Source organism: Paenibacillus etheri (genome assembly GCF_001012825.1).
GTDB lineage: Bacteria > Bacillota > Bacilli > Paenibacillales > Paenibacillaceae > Paenibacillus_AQ > Paenibacillus_AQ etheri.
Genome location: NZ_LCZJ02000020.1, coordinates 1 through 26817 on the forward strand (window position 1 = coordinate 1; position 26817 = coordinate 26817).

A 26817-nucleotide genomic window follows, 5' to 3' on the forward strand; every position below is an offset into this window, starting at 1 on the left:
AGCTTGCCCACGCCCTAGATCTCATCAACCACCGCCCCCGGAAATGTCTGGGGTGGAAGTCTGCTCACGAATCTTTCATGTCCGAAGTGTCGCACTTAACTTGACAATCCGTCATAAATAAAGTTTGCTCTCTACAACATGAGACCATGCTTGAAGAACTCTAGGCCAAATTGTACGTTCTATTAACAACTCACGTTAGTTCCACATAATAGAATAACCGAAAGAAAATAAATCCAAATTTTATTCAAATCAACACCATCCTTTAATATCCCCGGTAAGGGGTGCAGTACAAATTTCCGAGAAGATTAACTTTTACAACCGCGAAGTATCAGCAATATTACACAGAAACGGCCGTAAATTTGGTAATTATCATTCACCCAAAGGATATCCTGTTGGTACAATTGAGTTGTATAACGAGGATTTAGTTGTCTTTGAATACCCTGGAACACTTACGCTACATTACTGTCCAAAAACTAAATAATCATAAAGCACAAGAAAGACCACTTCAAGGGTTCAATTATGGTTTTCTACTTCAGTCCAACCATTCATAGGAGTAAATGTTTCTGTTTTCCCAGTTATTGTGTTTATTTTGACAGGTACTTTTCCACCATTATTATCATATTCAAACTCTAAGTACCTATACGGTGTTGGATATATCAACAAACTAAACAGAACAATAACAAATAAAAATCCAAGAACATATAAGATTATTTTCTTCAAGAAAACCCCTCCATTGGTATATAATTCTATATTATACCATATTGTTAGTCACTAAATTTATTTGGAAATAATTCCATACCGAAATGATAAGTGCCATGGGTAGTTACTTGATGGATGAATAATCAATTAAGCCTCCCCTTCCCTTTCAGATACTCTCAGATCAATGAAGTTGCGTATGGTCTTCTTAATAAGAAGCTGCAGCTTATAATTAACCCCCCTCGGAGAAATTGAAGTGCACCCCTTAGAATAGACTTTGGATAAAACCCCTGGTATATCCAATGGAAATCTAGGAGGTGCATTTTTATGGCGATTAAAGGACAGAAGTTTAAAGCATACACGTATGAGATTAAAAAAGAGGCCATTCGTTTACATGTGGAAGAAAGATGGGCTTATCGGAAAATTACGGAGTATTTTGAGATTCACAACCAAGGGCGAGTAAAGAAATAGATGAAGAAATACCGGGAGCTAGGGGAATTTGGGCTACTAGATCAACGGGGACGTCACTGTCGGTCGTAGGATCTGTAATGATCGGTGTAGCCCCATGCTCCAGATTCACCTCATCGAATGTAGCAGATCAGTTCTAACACCTTGGAAGGAACCAAATAATCGGTCATCCAACCGCCGAATTCTGTTGTGATATTGAACTTGCCATCACTGTAAGCTCCTGCTTCCCCCGAAGCCCGCAGTAATCGAACAAGCAGGCAGGCACCCCGCAAATTCCTTTCGGCCAGAAGCCGGTGGACAGAGCTTGATCTTCTCTTCCAAAATTGGACAACTGCGGCGATAGATATCATGACCCTTGTCCACGAGAAGTACCTTCCATTGCGGCGCCTTGCGCGTCAGCTCGTAGCAAGCAAATATCCCTGCGGGACCTGCACCCACAACAATCACATCATATTTACTCATCTGTTCCTTCCATGAATCGCATTTATTAGATGTTTACTCAACAAAAAAAACGACTACAACATAGGTATGTCAAAGGCACCCTATCCGTAGCCAGGAATTTACGGTTCCCTGTAGAACCCCCCAAACCTTATCTTCGGGGATATACGAACAGCTGATCATTATTTTTTCGAGCCAATAGGGATATTCCTGAGATTTACCGACAATATAATTCGCTTTTTAATTATAAAATATGTATTAATCGTTTTAATAATGTTTATTAAAAATAAAACACGAACATTAATCAATAATTGTCCTTTTACCAAGAAATAGTCAAAAGGAACTCATAAATTATTGTCGAATATATAAGCAAATTGCCACTGGAAAAGAGGAACATATTATGCATACTACATCTCAAACTCCTCGTCAGTCCCATTGGAATCGTGTGCTTCTCAATGCATTCTGGATCATCCTGATTGTGGATTTAAGTATTCATATGTTTGTTTCTCTATGCTTATGGGACCAACATCCGGATACCCTAACCATGGGAGAGTATATTGCGCAGTCGCTGATTCCTGATTCCATCATAGTGACTTTGATCATTATTCTGGAATGCATCTATAGATGGAAACCTGTATGGTCCGAGCTTGCCATAACGGTTGCAAGCCATTTATTTCCGCTTCTGATTATCTTCAATCTCAATGATGAACTATATGTTATTTCATTAATTATGCTGCTGCCGCTGCTTGTATCCATGATCTATATGAACAGTAGTTATATGATAGCCTCTTCTGCCGTTTGTCTACTGTACACGATCATTTTATTTATCAAGACATATAGTCAAGGCTACGTACCGATAACTCAAACTATCATTGTTGCACTTATTTTTGCAGCTACTGCTTTAGCAGGCTTTGCAGTCATCGGTCGTGGGCGTGATTTGATGCGATCCCTGGAGAACTCGGTAAAATCAGAACAGGAATTGCGCATTCAGAATATAATCATGGACCGCCTATCTAAGATCGATCCCCTAACTGACCTTTATAATCATAAAACGTTTCATGAATACTTAGGATGGCTGATCGATCATCAGCAGAGTAATCCATTTCCCATGCAGCTAGCCGTTATGGACATCGACAACTTTAAAAAAGTAAATGATTCCTACGGGCACTCCGTTGGAGATATCGTATTACAAAAGGTTGCAGCGGTCCTCCTCGAACATATCGGTCCTGATGATTTCGCAGCTCGTTTCGGCGGAGAAGAATTTGTCGTCATTCTAACTTCTAAAACCCTTGATCATTCACTTAAGATTATGAAGCAAATTTTAACAGCCATCTCCGATATCCCTTTTGCGGAAATGAACGATAATAGCGTAACCGTCAGTATCGGTATGCACAATTTCGCAGGTTCAGATTCCAAGAATTCTACATTTCAGAAGGCAGATGATGCACTTTACGAGGCTAAGAATACAGGGAAGAACAAAATCGTAATCAGCTAAAGACCGAACACAAGCAAAAACGCCTTCGACGTCCCTAATGGACGGTAAGCGTTTATGCGAGAAATATAAGGATAATATATAGCGTGAGACTTATAAATTCTTATATTTGAACAAATAAGCCCACGGATATTTTTACGGGCTTGTTTGTGTTCATCTGTAAGTTTGAATCTGACAGCTATATCCCACAGCGCCTCTGTGTTTCCAAAAGCCCTACAACTGCCTGCTTTGGCACAGGTCTGCTAATCAGGTAGCCTTGAACCTTGTCGCAGCCTAATTGCTTGAGCAAATCCATCTGAATAACCTCTTCTACACCCTCTGCTACAACTTTAAGTCCCATATTATGCCCCAACTGTATAATGGACTGCACAAAAGACTGGCTGTTAACTTTTTCTGAGAGCGAATCAATAAAGGTTTTATCCATCTTGAGCGTTGAAATCGGCAATTGCTGCAAATAGCTAAGTGATGAATAACCCGTTCCGAAATCATCCAAGGCGATGCCAATGCCCTTAGATTTTAGAAACTGCAGCTTACCCAGGATACTCTCAAATGATTTCATAAAAATAGACTCCGTGATTTCCAGCTCAAGACAGCTTGGATTTAGGCCGCTTACAGCCAGACTATCCTGTACCATCTCGATAAAATCGTTCTGGAATAGCTGAATAATTGAAATGTTCACCGATATTTTATAAGGAAATCCTGTGCGATCTTGAATACCTTTCATAAAGACACAAGATTCGCGAAGCACCCATTCACCAATATCGATGATCAGCCTGGAATCCTCAGCAATTTTTATAAATGAAAGTGGGGATACAAAACCAAGCGATGGGCTGTTCCAACGAATTAATGCTTCAAAACCTGAGATGAATCCGGAATGCATATCCAACTGTGGCTGATAGTACAGTTCAAATTCATTGTTGTTCATAGCACTGCGCAAATGCTTCTCTATATTCATTCGTTCATTAAACGCTGTATGCATCGATTTGTCATAGACTACATAAGTTCCCTTGCCATCCTCTTTAGCACGGTACATCGCCACGTCTGCATTACTCAAAATTTGTTCGGTCGTCTCTCCATCCTCTGGATAAAAAGAAATTCCTATACTTAACGAGACGTACAGATTGCTCTCACCTACCAAAAAAGAGTGCCTGAACGCTCTCATTATATGCTCTGCCAGATTCAATACAGCCTCACGGTCCTCTGTATCCTTAATATAAATAACAAATTCATCTCCGCCTAGCCGTGAGAGCATATCTCCTTCCCGCATCAGTGACTGCAATCTCTCACTTGCCTTCCGAATGAGTACATCCCCGGATTTATGACCTAAGGTATCGTTGATGTATTTGAAGTTATCTGAATCCAGAAACAGTAGTGCGAATTTCCCACCCGGATGCTTTAGATACTTCTCCATGGACTCCAGCAGACATAAACGGTTAGGCAAATTACTGAGCGCATCCACATAAGCCAGACGATGCATATGTTTCTGATTGTCTAGAAGCATATTATATTGTACTAGAAGCTCCTGTTGAGTGGTCGCGAGCTGCTCATAGGTCGCCCCAAGCTCTTGGTAGCTATTGCTCAGTTTAAGCTCCGCTTGCTTCCGCTCGCTGATATCAATCAAGGAGCCCATGAATAACAGAACTTCATCCTTTGGATTAACGGTAGCCTTACCCCTAACTTCAAACCACACGATCTGATTATCTTTGGTAATCATGCGGAACTCCGTTTCGAAAATAGGTGTAACACCCTCCAGGTGATCATGTTTAAGCTTACGGGTTGAAGCTAGGTCATCGGGATGAACAATACTAAAGGCTCCCTCTTCAAATGAGTTGATTTCATTCTTCGTGTAACCTACGAGGTCATACCATCGATCTGATAAATTAAAACGTCTCGTCTCCAAATCAAACTCCCACATATATGCGCCAGAACCTTCTGTAGTGAGCCGGAAACGTCGTTCACTGATTTGAAGCCTATTAAATTGTTCCTGCAGATCGACCTCTGTCGCTGAGAGCTCTTCGTATGTAGCTTCCAATTCCTTATAACTTAGCTGTAGCCTCAGCTCATTTTGTTTACGATTATCGATATCCACACCTACAAGTACAAAGATATCGGCTGCTTGCTTATCAAGCCCTTTTAATAAGGCTGTCCGGAATGAGAAATATCGCGCTTCAGATGACTGGTCTGGGAGCTTAATTTCTACGTTGTTAACATATTCATACCGTATTGCCCGCATCAAAAGATCACGGATTGCAGCCGTACTACCTTTTAGACCATCGATATCCTTAATATTTACTCCCAGCACCTCTTTTTCGCTTAAACCCGTCATCCGCTCAGCAAACTTATTAAACCGCACTACTTTTTTATCTGCCTGCACCGCCCAAACTACCATGCCGCTATGCTCTATAACATCTTCAAAAAATTGATGCTCCGAATAAACAGCACGCCGTAAACGGTTATTATATAATTTAAGCAAAATTAAACTAAGAATAAGAAGACAGAATAGAACGATTGCTCCGCACACCAATCGCTTGTGGATCATGCCTTTATAATAATCAGAATGAACGTAGAAATAGTTCTGGTACAGTTCTTCAAAAGCACCCGAACGCTGCAATTCGTCCAATCTCTCGTTAATATAAGAAACCAACTCCGGCTTGGATTTACTGACTGCAAATGCTACATCCCTGGGGTAGAGATTACTCATTTCTTTTATAATATTGTTTGGCTCCCCCTGTTCAACGAGCAGATAATCGACCACCCCTTGATTCTCAAATAGAAGGTCGATCTCCCCTTTTTCTAAAGCCTTTAAAGCTTCAGGAATCGTTGCATATTCTACGTAATCATTAATCCCCAGCTTCCCGTTCAGTACTGTTTCAGAATACTGTCCGTTTCCTAGACCTATCTTATACTTTTTCAACGTGTTTAAATCGATCTCACCCTTAAGCCCTCGCCTTATGTAGATGGAAATATAGCTTTTGAAAACAGGTTCTGAAAATAACAACTCTTGTTTTCGTCTTTCGGTTATTGCCATTAGACCCGCAGTTTCGATATCTCCCTGAACGAGCCGATTATACACATCAGGCCACTTCCCTCTACTGTAGTGGACGTCGTAATCCTGCTTCTCAAAGATCAAACTACTCAAATCAATATCAAAACCGGTCATGTACCCATCTTTCACATATTTATAAGGTGGATACTCCAGCTCTACTTGATATTCTATCTCCTTTCTTTCGGCGTGAATGGCAGTAGGAGGTAAGAGCATAAACAGAATGCTAATCAGAAGCAACAGTTTACACTGCTTCATCGCCCATTCCCCCTTTTTACTGAATTTACAGTAATATCCTTAATTATATTCGACAAAATATGTCAATACCCCTGCTATTTCCGTCCTCGTCACACAATATACGCAAATCCTATCGATAATCCCTTCCCTTTGCAAATTATATAAAATTAGGGATGCTACATTTTTATATTGCTTTTTAGATGGAAAATGTGGATAATAGCAATAATGATACAAGTTGATAATGATTATCATTATTAAATAAGTAATTGATTTCACTTTACTATATTTAAGTTAAAAAGGAGACTGATCACCCATGAACGTTACCTCTACCCGAACAACACTACAGGTTGACGATTATCTGGATCTGCTCAATCTTGCCGTTAAAGTTGGAGATTTAAAATGGCAAAAAGAAATTAAATCCAGATTGCAATACATTCTCTGTCTACCGACAAGATAATCCTTCTGCATATTCGCCGCATTCCTTTTAAGGAATGCGGCTTTTTTTGCGGGTATGATTCGAGGCCTTGTAAGAATAGAGGGACTCTGGGTCACCTGATGGTTAATGATATAGTATAATTATCAGCATAATATATTGAATACAAAGTCCTTCAGATTGGAGCGTGTCAGCTTGAAAAAGTATATAGCTTTATTCTTATTGATCAGCGTGTTATGGGTACCCGGTGCATATGCCGCCGAAATCCCTGCTCAGCAGGGATTAGTTACCGATAATGCTGGAATGTTTAGTTCCGCAGAAGCGACGTCCATCTCTGCTGCCGCCACTGGAGATCTCGTTACTCTACATGTACTCACCGTGGGTTCCTTAAACGGTACTCCGGCCGATAAGTACGCTGATGATGCTTATGCCTCATGGGGACTGTCCACACGTGATATTCTATTGCTGATCTCCGCTGGCGAACAGTCCATTGAACTGAATTTTAACAACCCAGGCTTTCAAACCTCGTTAAATGCCTGGTCCCAGAATCAGGGGGGAAACTCAGGAAGTGCTGCCATTACAGCGCTACTTGATACTTATTTCATCCCTTATGCCAGAGAAGGGGACTACGCTGGAGGAACAAAGGCGTTAATTAAAGCGATCCATTCCATCGGGGAAAGCACTGGAAATACTGGGGGAAGTGCAGGGAGTGGTAGCGCAGTTGGTACTGTGGACACTGGTACAGGGAACGGAACCTCAAGCAAACCAGGGACCTCGGTCAGTACCGCAAACCGCTCCAGTAGCTCCATGTTTACAATTGCCGCTATTCTAATCGGGATCGTGCTAATACTACTCGTGCTCTTTATAGTGATCACAGGTCTGCGTCGACGTAAACAACTAAGCGAGCAACAGGAGCAGTTATCTAATCTGCTAGTACAAGCGAATCGAGCACTGGAGTCATTAAAGCCATTTCAGGGGATCGTTCAGGGGAAAACTGAGGTACTGGTAGAAGGCATTTCAAAACGACTGTCTGCAAAACTTGTTGAAATCTCTTCGCTCCAAAGTGATGGGCAAGGTATACAGCCACCCTTTTATCGTTTGACTGCCCTTAAGGCAGCCGTGGAACAATTGCAACAGACAGAAGCCTCCTTCCGCGCAGCGCTTGAGGAGGAAGAGAAGAATATTGCTGTCATCAGTGAAGCGGATCGTAATGTTAAACAACGTATTACTGAGCTGAAAGAGGATACACCAGAGCTTGAAGAGCAGCTGCAAGATGCGGTTAAAGAAACTGGTTATGCACTTCAAGAAATTGTAGAAGAGCTTAAGGAGCTTGCCGAAGAGACCTCAAAGGCAGATCAATTGGAGCTTTTTGATCCTATTGCTGCACAAGAGATTACCGAGGATGCACAGGAACGACAAGAAAAGATTGAACAAGATCTGAAAGATGTCGATCTCTATGGTGATAAGCTTAACAATTTCCCTACGGTATTAGCTGCTGCCCGTGCGAAAATCACAAGTATTATCGAACAGAATTCACTTCACAACATGAAGGTAAAACCGTACGACCGGCTGGAGCAGGCCCGTGCAGAGTCGCTGACTCTTGAAGCGCCGCTACGCACAGGAGATATGGATGAGGTACGCAGGATTGGTGCCAATCTTGACTTGCTCCTGGATGAGGCTATTGCTATGACAGAACAACAAGCACTGCTTCGGCAGAACAACCGCAGAGATTTAGAGACATTCCGCACCGAATGGAGCCAATTGAAACAGCGGCGAGACGGACTGCAGAGCCGGATTACAGAAGCACGAATATATTTTGAAGAACAACATGTAGCGACTGTGGAGAACATCCTGACAGAATGGAACACGCGCCTTCGGGAAGGTGCAAGTGAAGTGGCTCAGATCGAGAATTGGACCAGCGATGAGCACGGCGAATATGACAAGGCCCACAATGCGCTTGAGCAACTACTAGCCTTACTGGATGAGGCTGCAAGACAGTTCGACGGCGTTTCGGAAAGTCTAAATGCACTCAATGAAAGACTAGATAAGGTCAATCGCCTGTTCTCCGAAGGGCAAAGCCGGGTGGAAACGACCCAGCGAATGCTGCATAGCAGAGGATTATCATCTAGAATTCGCTTTGAGCTATCCTTACTGCCAGAATACAGTGCACTGGAACAACGCCTGGCATCCCGGCCTTACAATCTTGAGGAACTGGAATCCCTAGGTCGTTCTTATGATTCACAGATCGCTTCTTTTGTGAATGAAGCGAACCGACTCGTTCGTCAGAAGGAGGAGGAAGAACGACTAGCCCAATTAGCTATGATGAGAGAACAACAACGTCGAGCGCAGGCCCGCAAACGGATGTCCTCTGGTCCTCCTTCCTCGGGTGGATTTGGTGGGGGTCGTTCCTCCGGAGGTTCTTCCTGGGGTGGAGGCGGCGGAGGTGGCAGATCTTCCGGCGGTTCTTCTTGGGGTGGTGGTGGCGGGAAGTCTGGCCGAAATTCATCAGGCGGATCCAAGTGGTAGTCCATCTCCAAACAAAAGACTCTTCCAGCCTGCTTAGGCGGAAGAGTCTTTTTAATAATAAATTATTGCTGTTTCATTTGTTGAATGAATGTATTAAAAGCTGGAGAAATCCAACCCGGATAGTCATTTCTATAACGATAGAGCCGATGCGGCAAATAATACGCTGCCAGCGTCTCTATAGCACCAATAATAAGTTCACCCTTATGCCCCCCGAAGATTACTTCCTTGGCTTCTTCATTTATTAACAGCTCTGCCGAGCATAAGGCAGCAAGCCGTTACCAGCGAACGTTGGGGCCATTCCTCTTCCGAACCGCTCCAAAATCCCAGATCCTAAATCCCCTGCCGCCACACCCGAAGCCGCAGCACACTATTTCAATGCCAAAGGAGCATACGAGACAGATGTTGCAAATGTTGCCTATGACCTGCGCGGGGCTTAGGCGGCTTTAAGCTTATAGATGTTCGAGATAGTCATTCTTAAGAAGAGGCTCATCTCCCCGGGGCGATCTCCCTTCCTTCTGGCAGAATCCGCCCGGATGCTCTTTTCTCCCGAGAAGAAGTTCTTGTGCTATACTGCTGGGGTCCAGCCTGTAATGGCGCCAGCCAAGCAGCTACTAAATTAGCCGCCCAGGGATTTCGTGTAAAAGAAATGCTCGGCGGCATTGAATATTGGCGTAAAGAAGGCGGCAACTTGGAAGGCACACTCTATGAACAAGCGCCGCTATATTGGAAGATGTAAACTCGGTAAGCCATTTATTTTATTGGCAGATAAATCGTAACAGCTGTACCTACGCCCTCTTCACTAACTATGGCCACGCGTCCTCTATGTGCAGACACTATTTTTTTAACAATCATAATTCCAAGTCCATTACCATCACCTCTGGTCGTGTGAAAAGGCTGCCCTAATTTATCCAGCACTTCCTGGTTCATACCCTCTCCGTTGTCTGTGAAGGTAATCATCTGGTATCCATTCTCCACATCCAGGACTACTGTAATGCTTCCGCCAAAAGGCAAGGCTTCTATTGAGTTTCTTAGAATGTTTAGGAAGACCTGTTTGATATGATTACGGTCACATACGATTTTGGCATCATAATGGAATTGCGTGTTCAATGTTATATTATTCATCTCCACTTGAATCGCAAAGATGCTGAGCACTTCCTGCAGAATCGAGCTACATTGTTCTATCCTATAATGCGCGGCCTGCGGTTTACCTAATATGAGGAACTCGCTCACAATGAGGTTCATTCTTTCCACTTCTGACATAATAAGATCATAATGTAGCAGTTGCGAATCTTTATTGGCCAGTTGAAGCATTCCTTTGACTGTAGTCAGCGGATTTCGAATCTCATGTGCGATACTCATGGCCAGTTGTCCAGCGACCACTAGCTTCTCTGTATTGCGCAGCACTTCTTCCGTTTTTTTTATCTCTGTGATATTACGAAGACTCCCAATTACACGAGCCAAACATGCATTCGAATCATAAACCGGAAGCACATCCAGCATATAATGCTCAAACAAACCGTTACTCTCCTGAATTACTTCCAGCCCGGCACATCCCTCCTGCTGAAGAATGACGTGCTGAAAATAAGAACCTACATTCCGAATTCCGAAGACACTCGCACCAATAACAGATTCTTGATGTTCACCATCCAAATGAAGCATGGTTAAGCAGTTCTCATTTATATTGACGATCGTTCCAAGTTCATCCGTTATAATAACACCCAAGTAATTAGTATCCAATAGAATTCGATTTAGAAGCTGAAGCTCAGCATTCCCTCTACGCAGCAAAATCTCGCGTTCGATGGAGTCAGCCATGGTACAGAGCAAAGGTAATAGGTGGGGATGGGCCACATCTATATCCGCCATAAATGATATCGTCCCCAAAATTTCACGCCCATCCTCTCTATAAAAGGGAGCCGTACAGCACACTAAACGATGTAGAATATGATGATAATGGTCTTGTCCCTTCAACTGAAATGGCCGCTGATGCTCGAGACACAACGCAATTGAATTTGTACCCACTTCTTTGTTTAGTTGCACACCTTCTTTAATGCCAACCTGCCCTACGAGATCAATAATCGTCGGATCGCCTTTGAACGCTAATAGATAACCTGCATCATCCGATATCGTAACAAGGATCGGATTGCCTTTTACTGAAGAAAGAAACTTATTTACAAAAAAATCAATAACCTCAATCACTTCACTATATACATGGAGCTGTGACCCCAATTCATCTGCAGCATAACATTTTGGAAAAATAGGAGGCTGCTCAGGGTCTATTCCTTGATCAATGCAATGCTGATTGGAAGCCTTAATGATAGTCTCATCGGTCAGTATCCCTGTTGTCTTTTCCAAAGCCTTTTCCCCATTCTGTATGAATCTTCAATTTTGCAATACTAATATGTATTCTACTTCTTTCCCTCTAATCCTTTTGAACCCTAAAAAATCAAAATATCCCAATGGAGAATAAATTTCTTGCAGCACAAAAAACTCCGCTCTATTAGAGAGCGAAGTTCCGAGTTAGCCGTTCTTCTTAATGCTTCGTGTCGTCTAGAAAAGGTTTGTTCACATAATAATACATAACCCCCATCAGAACTCCACCACCAATCAGATTACCGATTGTGACGGGCACAAGATTATGTACTACACCGCCCCACGAAACGGTTCCAGGATGATCAAGGACTAATGCAATCGCAAAGGTACACATATTGGCAATACTATGCTCATATCCGGAGATGAAAAAACAGAATACGAATAAGACCATTGCGAACATTTTGGCCCCATCGCCTTTAATATTCATCGGGATGAAAAAAGCCATACAAACGAGCCAGTTACAGAGGATAGCACGGAAAAAAAGCTGACCTGCCGGAGCCTCCATTTTATGCTCAACCACATATAGTAAAAAACCATTTACATCAGAACTGTAAAACAGGCCTGTTAAAAAAATCAACAGTGCAAATGCAGCAGCACCAAGAATGTTACCAATATAACTCATGACCCACATGCGTACAACCTCGGACCATTTCATTTTGCGTCTCAAAGCCGTGTACGTGTAATAGAAAGTATCTCCGGTAAATAAGTCCCCTCCACCGTATGAGATTAGGATGATCGCTGCTCCAAAAGTAATAGCAGCCATTGGATACGCAAATGGTGAATGCTCCATATAGAAGTAGTTGCCTGTCTTGAATGCTACTATTACACCGAACCCGATAAACATGCTGGCCAGCATGGCTCTGGCAATATAGCGCAATACACTTTGCCGATAGATCTTCTGTTTCTTAAGTGCTAATTGTTCAACCTGTAGCAGCGCCTCGTTCTCCATGTGACCTCCTTAGGAATGTGGGTTTTCCAGCTAGTTATGGGCTAATGTGCAATCTTACGTTATTATACCCAATAACCAGTTGGAAATTACTTGAACCAAATCATGGTAATAATCCTAAGTGTCCTCATTCATTTTCGCAATCGCTTCTGCTCTTTCACTACTGGCAACGATGATAAGCACGAGTATCAAGCACCCTAAGATCATATGCCTATCCTCACTTCCCTCACATGTAGTCTTGTGACAACTTATGTGTAAGGATAGGGCTTTATGATTGAGCGCTAGCGGTATACAAAAAACCTGTTGAATAAATTCAACAGGTTTCTCGTTCTATTCTCTGTATTTCTTCATTGTCAGAAATAATTAGTTCAAGAAACTGCTCAGTTGATTCTCAGCTTCTCCTTGCTTCAGTGCCTGAGGTTTGTCTGCCTCATTCAGCCCTAAACGATTGCCTAATTGAGTATTGATTGCCGTCATTTTAGACGTATAATCCTGGCAACTCTCAATAATACGACGGTTAGACTGTTCTGAAGTGTCTAATGCGCTAAGCAGATCGCCGATCGCTTGATTCACAGCTTCCATAGACATAGAAGGCTTAGATAGCAACTCGGTTGTTTTCTCCGTAGTGGTACGCAGCAGACGTGCATTTTCTTTAAATTGGTCTTCAATCGTCTTATTCGTCGCTTCTACAGCGTTGATCACATTCTCCTGATCCGCTAACGACATCGCAATCATTGCCGACACTGTAATTAGATTAGAGGTCTTATCAATAGCGTTATTCACGGAATCAATCAGCTTGTCATTATTGTCATTAATGATATCTGTAGCAGCAATCGCTTGATTGTACAGCAGAATCATTTCTGTCATCGACTGAATACGAACCATCACTTTACGCAAACCGCGCTCTAGGTAAGCTTTACGGTACTCATTCTCAGGCTTCGCGATCTCCACCTCGAACAGCTCTTTCAACTTAGTGCCAAAAGCAATTTTAGTCTGAAGGTTATAGATCTCTTCCATGGATGTACGTTTCAGCTGGCGCATGTTCACAATGCTCTCTTCAAGGGTATCTCTACCATCACGAAGCCCTGTAACAATGGCATCAATGTTCGTGCGGACCGACTGATATTTATACACATAGTTCTTCATCGGACTCTTGCGCAGCATCTTGCCGAAGAAGCTCACATTCTTACTCTGCTGCAGATTCCCACACTCGTTCCGTAGCTTCATAATCATGTTAGGGACTTCAACGCGTTTGCCTGACATCAAGTCATTCACTGGGCGATCCAGCAGCTTCAAGGTTTGGCCTGCTTTTTCCTGCGTCTTAACCCCAAGCTTACCGATATCATCCATCAGGGAATCCAGTGTAACAGTATCCGTTTGAGATACCTTCTCAATTAATTGCGCCGCTTCCTCGACTACCTTTTGTTCATCTTCTTTTTTTAATTGGATCAACTGCGTGGACATGGGATTCCCTCCTATAGTTCGGAACTGCTGTACCGCTGATGAATCAGTTCCGCCTTCGTCTGAAGTTCCATCAGGTCTTTATGTTCGATCGTGGACGCGATATCTGATATTTTGGAATCGACATCTCTTAGACCGTTCAGCAGCATTCTCCGATTCTTCGTCTTTGCTTCACCGCCTAGGCGTAAGAACGGGTTGATTACACCATTCAAATCCTTCAGAATCAATCTGCGGACTGTATGATTAATCTCGCCATTATTCAGCTCCTGCAGCAGTGGAATTACACGTTGAAGCCTTGCGAAGAGTGCCAGTGATTTCTCGACAATTTCATTGTCCAGCGTATCCTTTTGCCCTTCTGAGATAATCATATCTTCCAGAATGCTAAGATACTCCACAACCGGAGCGAACTCCGGTCCAATCTTCACAGCGCCCTCAGTTCTACCGTCAAAGCCGTGGTTACTTGATGTAGTATCATTTGTCGTGTTACTTAATTGTGGAGCGCTCGCAGCGGGCGGCGGAGCAATAGGTGCCGTCACAGGACCTGCTGGCAACACCTCCGCCGGGAGATTAATTCTTGGACTTCTCGTTACCAGAGCACCTATCCCTGCACCCGCTAAGGGCAACAGCAAAGAGATGAATTCAGGCAGAAAAGAGCTCGTTAATACAGCGACAACATAGCCGATACCGGCGTAAAGCAAAACCTTCGATTTAAACTGAATTGTTCTCACCTCTTGTGAGCGACTTTATGAACGCTCAATTCACGGCATCCGGAATGACGGATTCACCGTTTATTTTCATAATCATCGGTTGCTCCAGATGGCTGGCCAGTACATCTCCTTCAAAATTCATAGGCTGAACCTCACCACCGAGTGCGCTTTTGACGGCTAAATAAGGAAAGTTAATCCCTGACAGACATGACATATGCAGTCCACCGGACATTCGTGGGTTAATTTCCAACAGCTTTGGCGTATCTCCATTGTATTTCATTTGAATATTGAAATTGAAGGGGATTTTATAAACCTCTGCAACTCTAGCAGCGATCTCCTCGAGTTCCGGAATATGCTCCATCAAACGCAGACGACCGCCCACTTTACGGCGTGGCACAGCCACTAACAGCTTACCGTTCTCATCTGCCAGACAATCTATACTATACTCGTAACCTTCCAGCAATTCCATAATCATCAAATCAGGGAAAGTCGTTTTGCTTGCAAGAATACGATAGGCCTCATCAAACGTAATCAATGGAGTCACATACCCAAAAAGCTCCTGAAGAGGATCACGGGTATTGTCGATAATGCGGAAGCCTAACCCGCCTTCTGTTTCAGTAGGCTTAAAGCAGACACGATGTCCCTTGGCAACAAGGTCCTCGTAAGCCTCCTTAAATTGCTCCGCTGTACTAACCACATGATAATCGGGGATACTCATGATGCCCTGCTCACTTACATTCTCGTAAAATTTACCTTTGTCCATAATGGACTCCAGCAGATCAAGATCTCTGCAGACCAGAACCTTCGTACCAATTGCATCAAACATTGCCACATGTAAAGCAATATCAAGCATGTTTAGCCGAGGAATAAAAACATCAATCTCATTACGCCGACAGAAATCAACGCAAAACTGAACATATTCTATCCCCTTCAGCGCCGGCTCGGTCTCAGCAAAATCAGCACCTTGCAGCGACATATGGCGGATATCAGGGTGTGTTGCAAAGATTTGAACCGGTATACCATCCTCGTTATTGCGGAGGAGATTCATATAATGGTAAGCCACGGAAAACCAACGATTGAAATAAATATTTACCTTTTTCATAGTGGCCCCACTCCCAATGCAGTTAGATTATTATAGATCATATTTACATACTGCAGAATCTCATCCCCAGCAAATACACCCGATTCTTTGGTAAACGGATACCTTGATTTTACAAGACCACTCTGCTGCTCTGCAAATATTTCGCCATGGCAAGGGGCAATAGCATAGTCGGCACTCTCAAGCAGACTCTTATCTAGCAGTGAATCCCCGGAGGCCACCATAGGTTCAGAGCGAACGGTGCGCCGCAAATGAAGTATAGCGTCGCTTTTGTTTACGGCTGCCGGCACAGCGTACAGCTTGCGGCCTTGTAAAGAAACTCTCCAGCCGAGGTTGTAGAGCCGGTCTGATAGATTGGTGATTTCATCTAAAGGTAACTGATCCCGATAAACCATAAAGGAATAGAATAGATCATCACAATAATTCTCACTAATGATCCAATCCTCTCGTACAATAGCCTTGATATATGATCTAACCTCTTCAGCCCCAGCAGAGTGACGAGCTACCAATCCACCGATTGATTCTCTCCATTCCTTATCGACAACACCACCGATTAGAATATTTCCCCCATTGCTTGTAACCGCATAGTCAGGTATGAGCGTTTCCTGAAACAGATTAATACGCTTATATTGTTGTATCGTACGCGTAGTAACCGGGATAAAAATAACCCGCGTGATAAGATCCAGCAGCTGATTGAGTGCTTGCTGCGAAATATAGGATCTTGTCTTTCCCTCTATGATTTCCGCCGGAATTAGACCCGGAGTATTCTCAGGAACACCAATTGCACCTAAAGAATAGATCAAAGTACGGTCTAGATCACTAGCATATATCATTCTGTCTCCCCTTTCAGCGGTTTAATTATTCCGCAACAGGAGTACGTCATTCCAGGAAAGATTTCAACAGGAACACCCCGGTCCTTCGCTAAGAGAAGAATATGCTTTAGATTCGGATTATCCATAGTATCGACAAGAATTTTCCAAGGTACTCTGCGCAATAATACGCGGGTTGTTTCGCCGACTCCCGGCTTTATCAGATTAATGTTATCTATACCGAAAGTCTCCTGAATACTCTGAATATCACGAAGACCCTGCCAAGTGATATCTGGCGTATGCTCCAGCATCTGTTCGCAAACGCTCTTCGCTTCTGCTACTACGGAAGGAAAATACGGGCAAATGGTATCAATAAATACATTGGACTCGTCCGCATCCAGCCACTCCCTATAAAACTTTGAGCCATGAAAATCCTCAGGACCAATGAGATCAGCGTGTAACACCGTTCGGCTCATCAGCCCTGACACGGTAGAGTTTAAGCAGGCGCTAGGAATGAGATAGTCTTCTCTAGTCCCAAATGTGCCTGCGCAGTTACCAGGGTCAGCCAAAACGGCAAGATCATCATTTAAGCGAATACCATACTTCTCATAGAGGCTGTTGCATGAATCAATCAGCACCCCACGGATAGCCCCTTTTCCTGTCCATCCATCAACAAACTGCAAATCAGCATCAAGTCCATGATTCTGCAGAATGTAGAGTATCGCATTCTCATCTATACCTTTTCCTCGAATAATAGAAATACTATAATGCGGTAGATCTACTTCATATCTCTGTGCTATATAACGCTTAATCAATATCCCAACGGGAGTTCCTGCTCTAGCCAAAGAGACAAGCACACAGCCTAGCCCTCTTCTTGTGACAATCATCTCAGAGACAATCGCAACAGCCAAAGCTACCTTTTTAGCCGATTGCTGTAGCGTCTCATGAAACAAGTCAATATACTGCTCGGTAGGCTGATATTCAACAGGCAGCATCTCAGAATAATGGACACCCGATTGAATAGCTTCCTCCCTTTCTTCCGTCGCCAGTTCTAGCGAAACATCACTAATATCCTTCAGCAGAAACATAACATCTGACGGTGGATAGCTACCTAGCGGAACCGGTTCTGCAATTTTTTTGTCCATGACTTTATGATTACTTGTTCCCTTCATAGCTGGGGGCCTCCACTTCTTCCTTCAGGGGTCAGTACAATAAGATGTACTTTATGGCGGGCCAGTTTCTTCAGTATATCAAGCATGGGTTTCATTCGTTCATGCGGTACATCACGCTCAATCAGTACAAATATTTCATCATACTGATCAGGATCCACATTATAGATAAAGTTTTTAACTTCCGGATCGCCAGCTGAAGGATATGCGGCAGCACTATGCACCCCGTAATCTGGTCGACGCTCAGGGTGGATTGGACTGCGAGTAGAGGACTGATATGAAATGCCTTCCCCCATCTCAGCCGCTATCCGCATAGGAAGATACATAAATTCCCCTACACCCATCACTAGAGTCCTAGAATCTACCCCTCGTAGTTCTCTTAGCTGTACGGCTATCCGGGTTACGCCTACATCAAGATCATCATTATTCAGCGATTCCAGTCCGAAACGTCCGCTGTATTTCACATAAGGAGACGAGTTGGTGTCACCATATGAATCTACGGATGTTGCCTGCAGACGTTCTAAACCGTCCACCACATAAGTGGTCACCACTTCGGATTCCACTGAAGATGGTAACAAATCTTTGTCATTCCTAGCATTTAGCAAAGGCGTGCCTTTTACTTCAATACTTCCTTGAAGCAAACACAAGGACTTAATCCGAATCCCCAGTTCCTGTTCTAACTCGCTATAGGTGAGAAGATTATTGCCGCTCCTCCAATCCAAAATAGAAACGACTACGTATTCCTCCCGAGGGAATTTAGACTGAATATCACGGATCGTATTAATTGCTGTATTCCCCGTTGTAATCTCATCATCCACTAGTATAATCGGCTCAGTCCCTGATAACAGTTCAGCGTTTAAGGCGTAACAGAGATGATCAACCGCATGTGAATGCTCCTCTTCAAAGCTAACAATCGACTCTACATCAATGATTTGTTCACGAGTAGTATGAATATATGATGCTGCGTCGGCAAACATGTTGTACACACTGTGACCCAGTGCAGTTGCAGTCTCAGCAAAGCCAATAAAGACAACAGGCCTAGGAAGAACTAACCGTGCGGCTAACAAATGCTGATAGGCTTCCTTGGCAGACTCAGGGTGAATCAGTCCGTGTACAGCTTTATCCAGTAAGTCTTCCATCCTACCAGTATCCGTAGAATTACCGTTCATCTCCTGATATAACAGAAGCGCCAATGCAGCACCACTTAGCAGAGAGGTGTATGGATTAACAGGGATATGTTTGCCAAGCACTTTGCTGACAAACAGAAAGGAACGTTTCTTATTGATTCGGGCTGCCATGGAGAATAAAGTATCCACAGGCAAATGAAAGGGATTAGATGTTTCAGTAACCGTGACCTGCAGGTTCTCGACTATGTTATACGTGTGTAAATTCGTTCTCGGGTAATAATCCGACAAAATGCTGTTGTTCATGTAACACCCCGTATACTTGTGATCGTAGTAAAATACGTTTTGCCCAGTTCAAATGTGGTTTGATTTCGTTCATCTTATTAGAATATTGACTCTTGAAGACTCCAAGGCTACCATCATTACTCTCTACGATACTGCAGGCGTCAACATATTCCTCATGCATAACCGTATACATGGCCTGAACAGGTCTGAGATGCGAGGGATGTATAATCGTCTTGCCCAAGATCCCATTTTCCTTATCTAAAATCACTTCACGAATAAGCCCATCCATGCTGCTAGAAATGTAACTATTTCGCATGTCTCGGCCATTTTTACCATAGGTATCCTCAAACGGAGTCTGACGTAGCTGTGGCCTGAGCACCCGATGCCCTTTATTCGCAAAATATTCCCAGACTGGTCCGGAAATTACATACCCTTCTTCCACTCTACCAAAAATATTAATAATATCCGATATGCAATCTCGAATAGGGGTAAGATCGTAGATACTAATATCAGGACTACGGCGCAATCCAAATAAACTAGAGAAATCTGTTGCCCCAATTCTAACGTTCAACACATATTCACGATAGTTCCCTAGCAAATTACGAATAGATAAAAGACTCTCTACCCGGCTCTCTCGGTAAATAATAGGCGCACTTTCCAGAATTGGCATGCCATACAGCACAGGGTCTGAGTAGCTCCGCGTTCTATTGTAATCGGCAATCGCCTCAAAATATTGGATTCCGTTGTCGACCGAAAACTTAGGAAAAACAAAACCCGTTAACATCGTAACCAAAGATCCTAATCGAAAAATTAGCTGCCGTAGCTGCTCTGGATTACGAACTCGAATGAAGAGAAGCGGAAGACTATCACTCCCGCTTGGCTCATTCTCCTCATATGCGGCGAGAAAAATAAGATGCTGAATGAGAGACTCTTCTGCATGGTCAACCTCGTTATCTCCGATCGCATCCTCCAGATCAATAATAACGGTTACAAGCCCTGCACTTTTAAGCTTCAAAATGTCTTCAGGAACACTAGCACGAGTTGCTGGCATATAAAGGGCAGCACCAACAGCATGAGCCAGCAAATCCTTGCTCGTAGTATTATGGTTGAATGAAATCGGTGGATTAAAAAATAAGGCTATTTCTTGTTCTTTCGTCAGGTAATCGAAGTATCTCAAGATGGTTCCCCCTTATAGTTTTGCGAAGCCAAGCAAAACAAGCGTAGGCCTCTCCTATAGAGAGTGGCAGAACCAGCTATACCTTATCTGGTTCTCTCATATATAAGTGAAGGCCTACGCTATAAACATATACGATTACCTGAAAGCAGCAGTGTTCAACTAGCTTTGAAATCAAGCATTTCTATGGGCTTCTTTTTTCTTACGCAGTACGCTGTAAAGGATCGTACCACCGAATACAAGAATAATGATTGAAAAGAATAATACATGTGGCATTTCGTACCCAAAAGCGCCCGCGAGCATTTTACCAGCAATAATAGCAATAAGCGCAAAAGCGGCACGCTCGAGTTCCGGGATTTTATCAATAAGCTTCAAGAATAATTGCGCTACTCCCCGCATCATCAGAACGCCTATGATTCCGCCCATAAAGAGTACCCAAACCTGGTTACTGACTCCAAAGGCAGCAATGACACTATCAATACTAAAGGCAATATCCATTAATTCAACAAGGAGTACTGTCTTCCAAAAAGAGAACCCCTTATTCTCGATCTTCTCATCGCCACCGCCCTTAAATAACCCGCCATAAGCGATATAAAAGAGATAGGCTGCACCGAGAACCTTAACCAACATGAATTTGATAAGAAAGGTCCCGAGACCGATAGCCAAAAATCTGAATACATAAGCACCTATAATTCCGTAAAATAGCGCCTTCTTCTGTTGTTCTTTAGGTAAATGCTTCACCATGACGGCGAGCACAAGCGCATTATCTGCAGAGAGCAGCCCCTCTAGCAGAACTAAGCTACCAATAATTCCCCAGCTAACCGGGTCTGAGAGCGTTCCTACCACATCGCTCCATGAGAAAAAATGACCGTAGTTCTCACTAATGTTCCTGAAAAAATCAGCGAACCAATCCATTACACTTGCGCCTCCGAAAAAATCGTTTATTTACTGCCAGCAACCCAGCGCAGTCCCCATCCATAAGCTTCATCAATCTCCCGATGACCACTGTAGTATTGGACCAGCCGTTCAACACTGAAGGTCTCGTTATTCACATTCCGGAATAACGCGATTGCACACATACCTTTGCGGTTGTTATGCTCGTCTAAATTGACAATAATATCGGGGCCGCCACTCTGGGTAATCGTGACAACACCGTCAGCTTCTGACCAATTGGTAACGCCTTTATAAATAAAAGAAAAAATTAGAATCCGTTCAATATCAGCAATTTTGCTGCCATTAATCCGTAGATTCTCACCGGTTGATACAGAGCCTGTCCGATCATCTCCGTCAAGCATGACATAAGGAGGTTGGTTTAACGAGCCAAAGGCATTGCCCAGCGCTTGTACTACTCCCTTACTGCCATTCTTCAGCTCATATAGACAAGCAAGATCTAAATCCACACCATTCTTACGATTAAAAAGGCCTCCACCCTGCTTCTGATTCCAGTTGAGATTAATCAGCAATTCGCCCAAACCACCGGCTGATTTCTTCAGGTTGATCGAATCACCTTTTTTCTTCAGTTCGATCTTCTTCAAGTTGAGATTGACCGGAGGAGGTGTTACAGGTGAAGGTGCAGGAGGAGGCGGAATCTGAATCTTAGGCTCCACTATCGGCGCTGATTGACGTTTAAGCTCTGGCTGCGGAGCAGCAGGCTTAGGTACTGGTGTCGGCGTCGGTGTCGGTTCATCGTTCGCTTCTATCCCGAAATTCCGACACAGTTCCTGTAGACCACCAGCAAAACCCGCGGCAATGGCGCTGAATTTCCATTCACTGCTATATCTATATAATTCTCCTACCACAACAGCCGTTTCCACGGAGAAATGATTTTCAAGATCACATCGGAGAAGCTCCGCACCTGTTACTTGATTCAGAATCCGAAAATAGGCCTGATTTACCTGCCTAAAACTTTGACCTCGCTTCTCGCCATCATAGATGGTAAGTGTAAACGCGAGTTTCATCACATCAGAAGGGACTTTGTTTAATTCCACGTCAAATTGCTTGAGGCTGTTTGATGTAGGCATTTCCTTGTATCTGATATAAGGTGTAGACGGATTATTATAAAATATCAAATCCTCATCTTTGCTTACTTTACCTTGCGCTCCAAGCAGAAAAGCAGAAGTATCAATCTCTAGTGAAGATGGCGATTGCCATCCAATCTCTACGATAAGAGAATTAAGTCCTGGATTACCCTTCGTTAGATCAACCTTTTGTCCTTTGACAACTGTAATACCCATTCTTACACCACCTTTATAAATGGAGCAAGCATAAACGCCTTCGGCGTCCTTATAAGGACGGCAAGCGTTTAAGCGAGAAATATATGTGAGGGAATCCTTAATCAATCAAGTATAAACGCCTTCAGCGTCCTTATAAGAACGGTAAGCGTTTAAGCGAGGAATATAAGACATATAGTATGGTGTGAAACTTATACTTTATTATATTTTAAAAAAGGGCAGGATCGGTGATGACCCCGCCCGGAAGATGCTATTGCGCGTCCAGTCCATAATTTTTACACAATGCGCTAAGGCCGCCGCCAAAACCACTACCTACTGCTTGGAACTTCCAATCCGCACCATTGCGGTAGAATTCACAGAATACAACTGCCGTCTCTGTTGAGAAATCCTCACCCAGGTCGAAACGGAGTACTTCACGATCTGTGGAAGCATCCACAACTCGTACGAAAGCATTGGATACTTGTCCAAAGTTCTGTGCACGAGTTTCGTAATCATAAATCGTTACGGTTATACCAATACGCTGAATATGGGTAGGGACTTTGCTGAAATCAACGATAACTTGCTCGTCATCTCCGTCACCTTCTCCTGTACGGTTATCTCCCGTGTAGACTACAGAACCTGCACCACCATTTGGGTTGTTATAGAATACAAAATCATCTGCACCTTTAGCTTTGCCGTCTTCATGAAGCAGAAACGCTGAAGCATCGAGGTCAAAATCTTGACCTCCACTATACTTGTTAGTGTCCCAGCCCAATCCAACTACTACCTTTGTCAGACCTGGATTAGTCTTGGTAAGATCAATCCGCTGTCCTTTAGAAAGACTGATCGTCACTGACATAACCTTCTTTCATGAGTAGATTCAGTTCACTGTGTAACTACAAGATTTATTGTAGGCCGTAATCGCGAGTCAAACCGCTCAAACCGTCTTTGTAGCCGCTACCGATTGCATTGAACTTCCACTCTGCACCATGACGGTACAATTCACCGACAACAACACCAGTTTCAATAGAGAAGTCTTCACCCAAATCGAAGCGGATTAGTTCTTCATTGTTCGAATCATTTACGATACGCACATAAGAACGAGAAACTTGTCCGAAGTTTTGGCTTCTTGCTTCAGCTTCATAAATTGTAATAGTAAAAGCTACCTTTTCTACATCCGCTGGGATACTCAGAAGATCCACTTGAATCTGCTCATCATCACCATCACCGTCACCCGTACGGTTATCACCTGTATGAACAACAGAAGCGTTCTCGTTCTGTCTATTATTGAAGTAAATGAAGTTGGTTTCTTTTTCAACTTTGCTGTTCGCATTAGTCAAAAATACGGAAACGTCCAAATCGAAATCTTTACCGCCATCATATTTATTAGTGTCCCAACCAAGACCCACTGTAATTTTGGACAGACCTGGATTTGTCTTTGTTAAATCGATCTTTTGACCTTTAGATAGATTAATTGCCATGATAACATTCCTCTTTTCTTTTATTTGGATTATACGTAGCGTTCAGCCAGTTGATTGATATGTGCCGCGTGGCTACCCTCACCAATTGCGGCGAACTTCCATTCTCCACCTTGCCGGTAAAGCTCTCCACAAATAAGTGCTGTATAGCCATTGTAATTATCAGATAGATTGAAGCGGATCAGCTCACTATTGCCTACAGCATTCATCACACGGATATAAGCTGATTTGATCAGTCCGAAATCCTGTTTACGGTTCGTGGCATCATAAATATTCACAACCACCAGAACCTTGTGCACATCAGAAGGAATGGCATTCAGGTTGACCATGATTTGCTCATCATCTCCGGCCCCATCACCCGTAAGATTGTCTCCGGAGTGAATAACAGAGTTACAAGGACTTTGCTTGTTATGGAAGCACACCAGGTTACCTTTCTTAATTAGCTTACCATTCTCGTTCAGCATCAGCGCTGAAGCATCACAGTCCACGTTGGCCTGTTTCTTCACACCGAAGAATCCTCGAGCCGGCTCAGCCGGATCCCAACCTAAACCTACAATTACGTTAGATAAACCTGCATTACCTTTTGTGAGGTCAATCTTCTGACCTTTTACTAGATTAATTCCAGCCAACTTTACGTACCTCCATTCCCTTAAAAGAATCACCATCTGTTAGTCTAGCTTTTGGATGTTATATGAGTGATACGCTAAAGAACTAAATACGTTTCATCCGAAATCATGTATATGATTTTATATCGTTTATAAACTGAACTCGCTAGGGTTTAACCCCAAGACACCGCAAATATGGCGTACAACCGCTTTTTCATTGTCATCAAAATCACCATCAGCTGATCCAATAGCTGAGCATACACCTACAATTACGCGTCCCACATCTGGTTTACCGGTAAACTTACCGATTGCCTTCAGTGCCTCCTGCTTACCAATTTCTGGTGAGAACTCAAAGTTACTTACATAAAAGTTGAACTGGGTAATGACATCTCTCATGTCAAATACCTTAAGCTCATTGCTCATATTCATATAACCAGCCATTTTATTCTTTTCAGCTTCTTCTATTTTACCGTCGGCAGCAGCAACTAAGGCGCAGCCCGCAACTACCGCATTCATGAAATCTTTATTTTTAAATTTCTTTACTTGTTCTGTTAGTCCGTTTTTAGTTGTGTTCAACCAGCTTTTAAATGTGCTCATCGTTTTCTCCTTCTATCACTGCAAGATTATGATAACAAAAGATATCCCAGAGCCTCCTCTCCACGTATCCGACAGAATTTTCATAGTAGATCCCTGAATCACGGTTTACTCTTCTAATATACCTGATAAAATAGCAATATTCTACTTTTCCAGACTTTTACAGTACTTTTGATAGAAAAGATTGTGTCCGATCTTGCACAGATTTCCGAACAATTGCTCTGGACTGCCTTCTTCCACGATTTCGCCCTGTTCCATGAACAGCACACGATCCCCAACCTCACGCGCAAAGCCCACTTCATGGGTCACAACGATCATCGTCATCCCCTCACGGGCCAAATCCTTCATCACCGCAGCACTTCACCAACCATTTCTGGATCAAGCGCAGAGGTAGGTTCATCAAAAAGCATAATTTTGGGCCGTGTATCCTGATATTTATGCGTAGTTCTGTTCGAAGACCCTTCGTATTTCTCGTTGAAACACAAAAAAAGGCACTGCCAGAGATTCTCCCCTCCCTTGCAATGCCTTTAGCACATTTACTGTGAACTCTATTAAAGAATGATGTCCCCATCGTAGGAACCAATCATTTTGTACAGATCCGGCCGGCGATCACGGAAGACGCCCCACTCGATCCGTCCGACTTCCAAAGCATCCAGATCAAATTCGCTCACCAGCACGGTTTGCTCGTCTCGGCCTGCTTCAATAATTTTATTACCTTGCGGTCCCGCAATAAACGAAGAGCCGTAGAAGTTAATGCTAGAATCTTCATCAATCTCCTCACCGATACGGTTAGAGGCAACAACTGGAATAAGGTTAGCCGCTGCATGTCCAAGCATACAGGTCTGCCAATGATCCTTGGAATCGATCGATCCATCCTGCGGTTCTGATCCGATAGCTGTTGGATAGAAGAGAATCTCTGCCCCCATCAGGCTCATCACTCTAGCCGCTTCTGGGTACCATTGATCCCAGCAAATCCCTACGCCAATCTTGGCATAGCGAGTGTTCCATACTTTAAAGCCAGTATCTCCCGGATTGAAGTAGAATTTCTCTTCATACCCTGGACCATCCGGAATATGGCTCTTGCGGTATTTGCCTAATATCGTTCCATCGGCGTCGATTACAGCTAGTGAGTTATAACGTGCGTAATTCTTTTTCTCATAAAAACTGATCGGCAGCACCACTTGCAGTTCCTTAGCTATTGCTGTGAAATGATTAATCGCTTTGTTATGCTCAAGCTCTGTTGCATATGCGTAATAATCAGCTTTCTCTTTCTGGCAGAAATATGGAGTCTCAAACAGCTCCTGCAGCAAAATAATTTGTGCTCCCTGTGCCGCCGCTTCTCTGACCAATGTTTCGGCTTTGCTGATATTCTCATCAATATTGCTGGAACAGCTCATTTGTGTCGCAGCTACTTTTACATTTCTCAAGAATCTGTCCTCCTTGTATATAAATG

General features: G+C 43.3%; 23 protein-coding genes, 3 pseudogenes and 1 riboswitch. Of the genes and pseudogenes, 6 read left to right on the forward strand and 20 right to left on the reverse strand.

What is annotated here, in order from left to right; all coding sequences use genetic code 11:
- A pseudogene (locus tag UQ64_RS30825) lies at nt 1-104 on the forward strand (IS30 family transposase); the annotation flags it as partial.
- 409 nt (nt 105-513) lie between these two features.
- On the opposite strand, the gene UQ64_RS12510 reads toward UQ64_RS30825, so the two are convergent.
- Entirely contained in the window at nt 514-720 is a 207-nt protein-coding gene (locus tag UQ64_RS12510; protein WP_060623817.1) for a hypothetical protein, read from the reverse strand.
- Nucleotides 721-1023: 303 nt separating this feature from the next.
- Between UQ64_RS12510 and UQ64_RS31270 the strand changes: the two genes are divergently transcribed.
- On the forward strand, nt 1024-1167 hold the full coding sequence (locus tag UQ64_RS31270; protein ID WP_167348482.1) for a hypothetical protein: 144 nt from the start codon (nt 1024-1026) through the stop codon (nt 1165-1167).
- Between the two features lie 55 nt (nt 1168-1222).
- Here UQ64_RS31270 and UQ64_RS30065 read toward each other — a convergent pair.
- Nucleotides 1223-1626, reverse strand: a pseudogene (locus UQ64_RS30065) (NAD(P)-binding protein); the annotation flags it as partial.
- A 67-nt stretch (nt 1627-1693) separates the two neighbouring features.
- A riboswitch (purine riboswitch) is annotated at nt 1694-1793 on the reverse strand.
- Nucleotides 1794-2002: 209 nt separating this feature from the next.
- Here UQ64_RS30065 and UQ64_RS12525 point away from each other — a divergent pair.
- The gene (locus UQ64_RS12525; protein WP_060623819.1) at nt 2003-3097 is read left to right on the forward strand and encodes a GGDEF domain-containing protein; all 1095 of its coding nucleotides are present in this window, start codon (nt 2003-2005) and stop codon (nt 3095-3097) included.
- 175 nt (nt 3098-3272) lie between these two features.
- Here the strand turns inward: UQ64_RS12525 and UQ64_RS12530 are convergent, their stop codons facing one another.
- Nucleotides 3273-6395 carry an EAL domain-containing protein gene (locus tag UQ64_RS12530; RefSeq protein WP_060623820.1) on the reverse strand — a complete coding sequence of 1041 codons (3123 nt, stop codon included), beginning with the start codon at nt 6393-6395 and terminating at the stop codon, nt 3273-3275.
- 292 nt (nt 6396-6687) lie between these two features.
- On the opposite strand from UQ64_RS12530, the gene UQ64_RS31275 reads away from it, so the two are divergent.
- The 3 genes from UQ64_RS31275 to UQ64_RS32105 all read left to right on the forward strand — a co-directional run bounded on the left by UQ64_RS31275 (nt 6688) and on the right by UQ64_RS32105 (nt 10069).
- Entirely contained in the window at nt 6688-6831 is a 144-nt protein-coding gene (locus UQ64_RS31275) for a hypothetical protein (protein ID WP_167348483.1), read from the forward strand.
- A gap of 171 nt (nt 6832-7002) precedes the next feature.
- Nucleotides 7003-9333: a TPM domain-containing protein gene (locus UQ64_RS12535; RefSeq protein ID WP_060623821.1), complete on the forward strand. Its 2331-nt coding sequence runs from the start codon at nt 7003-7005 to the stop codon at nt 9331-9333.
- A 523-nt stretch (nt 9334-9856) separates the two neighbouring features.
- Nucleotides 9857-10069 carry a rhodanese-like domain-containing protein gene (locus UQ64_RS32105; protein ID WP_342447586.1) on the forward strand — a complete coding sequence of 71 codons (213 nt, stop codon included), beginning with the start codon at nt 9857-9859 and terminating at the stop codon, nt 10067-10069.
- Between the two features lie 14 nt (nt 10070-10083).
- Here the strand turns inward: UQ64_RS32105 and UQ64_RS12545 are convergent, their stop codons facing one another.
- The 17 genes and pseudogenes from UQ64_RS12545 to aguB form a co-directional block, all read right to left on the reverse strand.
- Complete coding sequence (locus UQ64_RS12545) at nt 10084-11685, reverse strand: ATP-binding protein (protein WP_060623822.1); 1602 nt, start codon at nt 11683-11685, stop codon at nt 10084-10086.
- 178 nt (nt 11686-11863) lie between these two features.
- On the reverse strand, nt 11864-12652 hold the full coding sequence (locus UQ64_RS12550; protein WP_060623823.1) for a formate/nitrite transporter family protein: 789 nt from the start codon (nt 12650-12652) through the stop codon (nt 11864-11866).
- A gap of 360 nt (nt 12653-13012) precedes the next feature.
- Complete coding sequence (locus UQ64_RS12555) at nt 13013-14113, reverse strand: toxic anion resistance protein (RefSeq protein ID WP_060623824.1); 1101 nt, start codon at nt 14111-14113, stop codon at nt 13013-13015.
- A gap of 11 nt (nt 14114-14124) precedes the next feature.
- A complete protein-coding gene (locus UQ64_RS12560; RefSeq protein WP_060623872.1) occupies nt 14125-14829 on the reverse strand; it encodes a hypothetical protein in 705 nt (234 codons plus the stop codon).
- Between the two features lie 34 nt (nt 14830-14863).
- The gene (locus UQ64_RS12565; RefSeq protein WP_060623825.1) at nt 14864-15919 is read right to left on the reverse strand and encodes an ATP-grasp domain-containing protein; all 1056 of its coding nucleotides are present in this window, start codon (nt 15917-15919) and stop codon (nt 14864-14866) included.
- The gene (locus UQ64_RS12570) at nt 15916-16749 is read right to left on the reverse strand and encodes an HAD family hydrolase (protein WP_060623826.1); all 834 of its coding nucleotides are present in this window, start codon (nt 16747-16749) and stop codon (nt 15916-15918) included. Before UQ64_RS12570 ends, UQ64_RS12565 begins: the two co-directional genes overlap by 4 nt.
- Complete coding sequence (locus UQ64_RS12575) at nt 16746-17897, reverse strand: cysteine protease StiP family protein (RefSeq protein WP_060623827.1); 1152 nt, start codon at nt 17895-17897, stop codon at nt 16746-16748. The genes UQ64_RS12570 and UQ64_RS12575 overlap by 4 nt, the downstream gene beginning before the upstream one ends.
- A complete protein-coding gene (locus UQ64_RS12580; RefSeq protein WP_082651110.1) occupies nt 17894-19324 on the reverse strand; it encodes a phosphoribosyltransferase family protein in 1431 nt (476 codons plus the stop codon). Before UQ64_RS12580 ends, UQ64_RS12575 begins: the two co-directional genes overlap by 4 nt.
- Nucleotides 19269-20480, reverse strand: coding sequence for an HpcH/HpaI aldolase/citrate lyase family protein (locus UQ64_RS12585; protein WP_245237949.1), 1212 nt, complete (start codon nt 20478-20480; stop codon nt 19269-19271). Before UQ64_RS12585 ends, UQ64_RS12580 begins: the two co-directional genes overlap by 56 nt.
- A gap of 171 nt (nt 20481-20651) precedes the next feature.
- Complete coding sequence (locus tag UQ64_RS12590) at nt 20652-21392, reverse strand: TerC family protein (RefSeq protein ID WP_042123539.1); 741 nt, start codon at nt 21390-21392, stop codon at nt 20652-20654.
- 26 nt (nt 21393-21418) lie between these two features.
- Nucleotides 21419-22711, reverse strand: a complete 1293-nt coding sequence (locus UQ64_RS12595) for a TerD family protein (protein WP_060623828.1) — start codon at nt 22709-22711, stop codon at nt 21419-21421.
- Between the two features lie 247 nt (nt 22712-22958).
- Nucleotides 22959-23540 (reverse strand): TerD family protein, encoded by a 582-nt coding sequence (locus UQ64_RS12600; protein ID WP_060623829.1) that lies wholly within the window; start codon nt 23538-23540, stop codon nt 22959-22961.
- Nucleotides 23541-23592: 52 nt separating this feature from the next.
- Nucleotides 23593-24168 (reverse strand): TerD family protein, encoded by a 576-nt coding sequence (locus tag UQ64_RS12605; RefSeq protein WP_060623830.1) that lies wholly within the window; start codon nt 24166-24168, stop codon nt 23593-23595.
- A 29-nt stretch (nt 24169-24197) separates the two neighbouring features.
- The gene (locus tag UQ64_RS12610; protein WP_060623831.1) at nt 24198-24794 is read right to left on the reverse strand and encodes a TerD family protein; all 597 of its coding nucleotides are present in this window, start codon (nt 24792-24794) and stop codon (nt 24198-24200) included.
- A 126-nt stretch (nt 24795-24920) separates the two neighbouring features.
- Nucleotides 24921-25367: a tellurite resistance TerB family protein gene (locus UQ64_RS12615; RefSeq protein ID WP_060623832.1), complete on the reverse strand. Its 447-nt coding sequence runs from the start codon at nt 25365-25367 to the stop codon at nt 24921-24923.
- 157 nt (nt 25368-25524) lie between these two features.
- Nucleotides 25525-25786, reverse strand: a pseudogene (locus UQ64_RS12620) (ATP-binding cassette domain-containing protein); the annotation flags it as partial.
- Between the two features lie 129 nt (nt 25787-25915).
- Nucleotides 25916-26791: an N-carbamoylputrescine amidase gene (aguB, locus tag UQ64_RS12625; RefSeq protein WP_060623834.1), complete on the reverse strand. Its 876-nt coding sequence runs from the start codon at nt 26789-26791 to the stop codon at nt 25916-25918.
- Nucleotides 26792-26817: the final 26 nt, after the last annotated feature.

Bases quoted from the DNA above. Each gene is read 5' to 3' on its own strand.
- UQ64_RS31270 (WP_167348482.1), top strand. From the start codon at position 1,024: ATGGCGATTAAAGGACAGAAGTTTAAAGCATACACGTATGAGATTAAA.
- UQ64_RS12525 (WP_060623819.1), top strand. From the start codon at position 2,003: ATGCATACTACATCTCAAACTCCTCGTCAGTCCCATTGGAATCGTGTG.
- UQ64_RS12530 (WP_060623820.1), bottom strand. From the start codon at position 6,395: ATGAAGCAGTGTAAACTGTTGCTTCTGATTAGCATTCTGTTTATGCTC.
- UQ64_RS31275 (WP_167348483.1), top strand. From the start codon at position 6,688: ATGAACGTTACCTCTACCCGAACAACACTACAGGTTGACGATTATCTG.
- UQ64_RS12550 (WP_060623823.1), bottom strand. From the start codon at position 12,652: ATGGAGAACGAGGCGCTGCTACAGGTTGAACAATTAGCACTTAAGAAA.
- UQ64_RS12555 (WP_060623824.1), bottom strand. From the start codon at position 14,113: ATGTCCACGCAGTTGATCCAATTAAAAAAAGAAGATGAACAAAAGGTA.
- UQ64_RS12565 (WP_060623825.1), bottom strand. From the start codon at position 15,919: ATGAAAAAGGTAAATATTTATTTCAATCGTTGGTTTTCCGTGGCTTAC.
- UQ64_RS12570 (WP_060623826.1), bottom strand. From the start codon at position 16,749: ATGATATATGCTAGTGATCTAGACCGTACTTTGATCTATTCTTTAGGT.
- UQ64_RS12575 (WP_060623827.1), bottom strand. From the start codon at position 17,897: ATGAAGGGAACAAGTAATCATAAAGTCATGGACAAAAAAATTGCAGAA.
- UQ64_RS12580 (WP_082651110.1), bottom strand. From the start codon at position 19,324: ATGAACAACAGCATTTTGTCGGATTATTACCCGAGAACGAATTTACAC.
- UQ64_RS12590 (WP_042123539.1), bottom strand. From the start codon at position 21,392: ATGGATTGGTTCGCTGATTTTTTCAGGAACATTAGTGAGAACTACGGT.
- UQ64_RS12595 (WP_060623828.1), bottom strand. From the start codon at position 22,711: ATGGGTATTACAGTTGTCAAAGGACAAAAGGTTGATCTAACGAAGGGT.
- UQ64_RS12605 (WP_060623830.1), bottom strand. From the start codon at position 24,168: ATGGCAATTAATCTATCTAAAGGTCAAAAGATCGATTTAACAAAGACA.
- UQ64_RS12615 (WP_060623832.1), bottom strand. From the start codon at position 25,367: ATGAGCACATTTAAAAGCTGGTTGAACACAACTAAAAACGGACTAACA.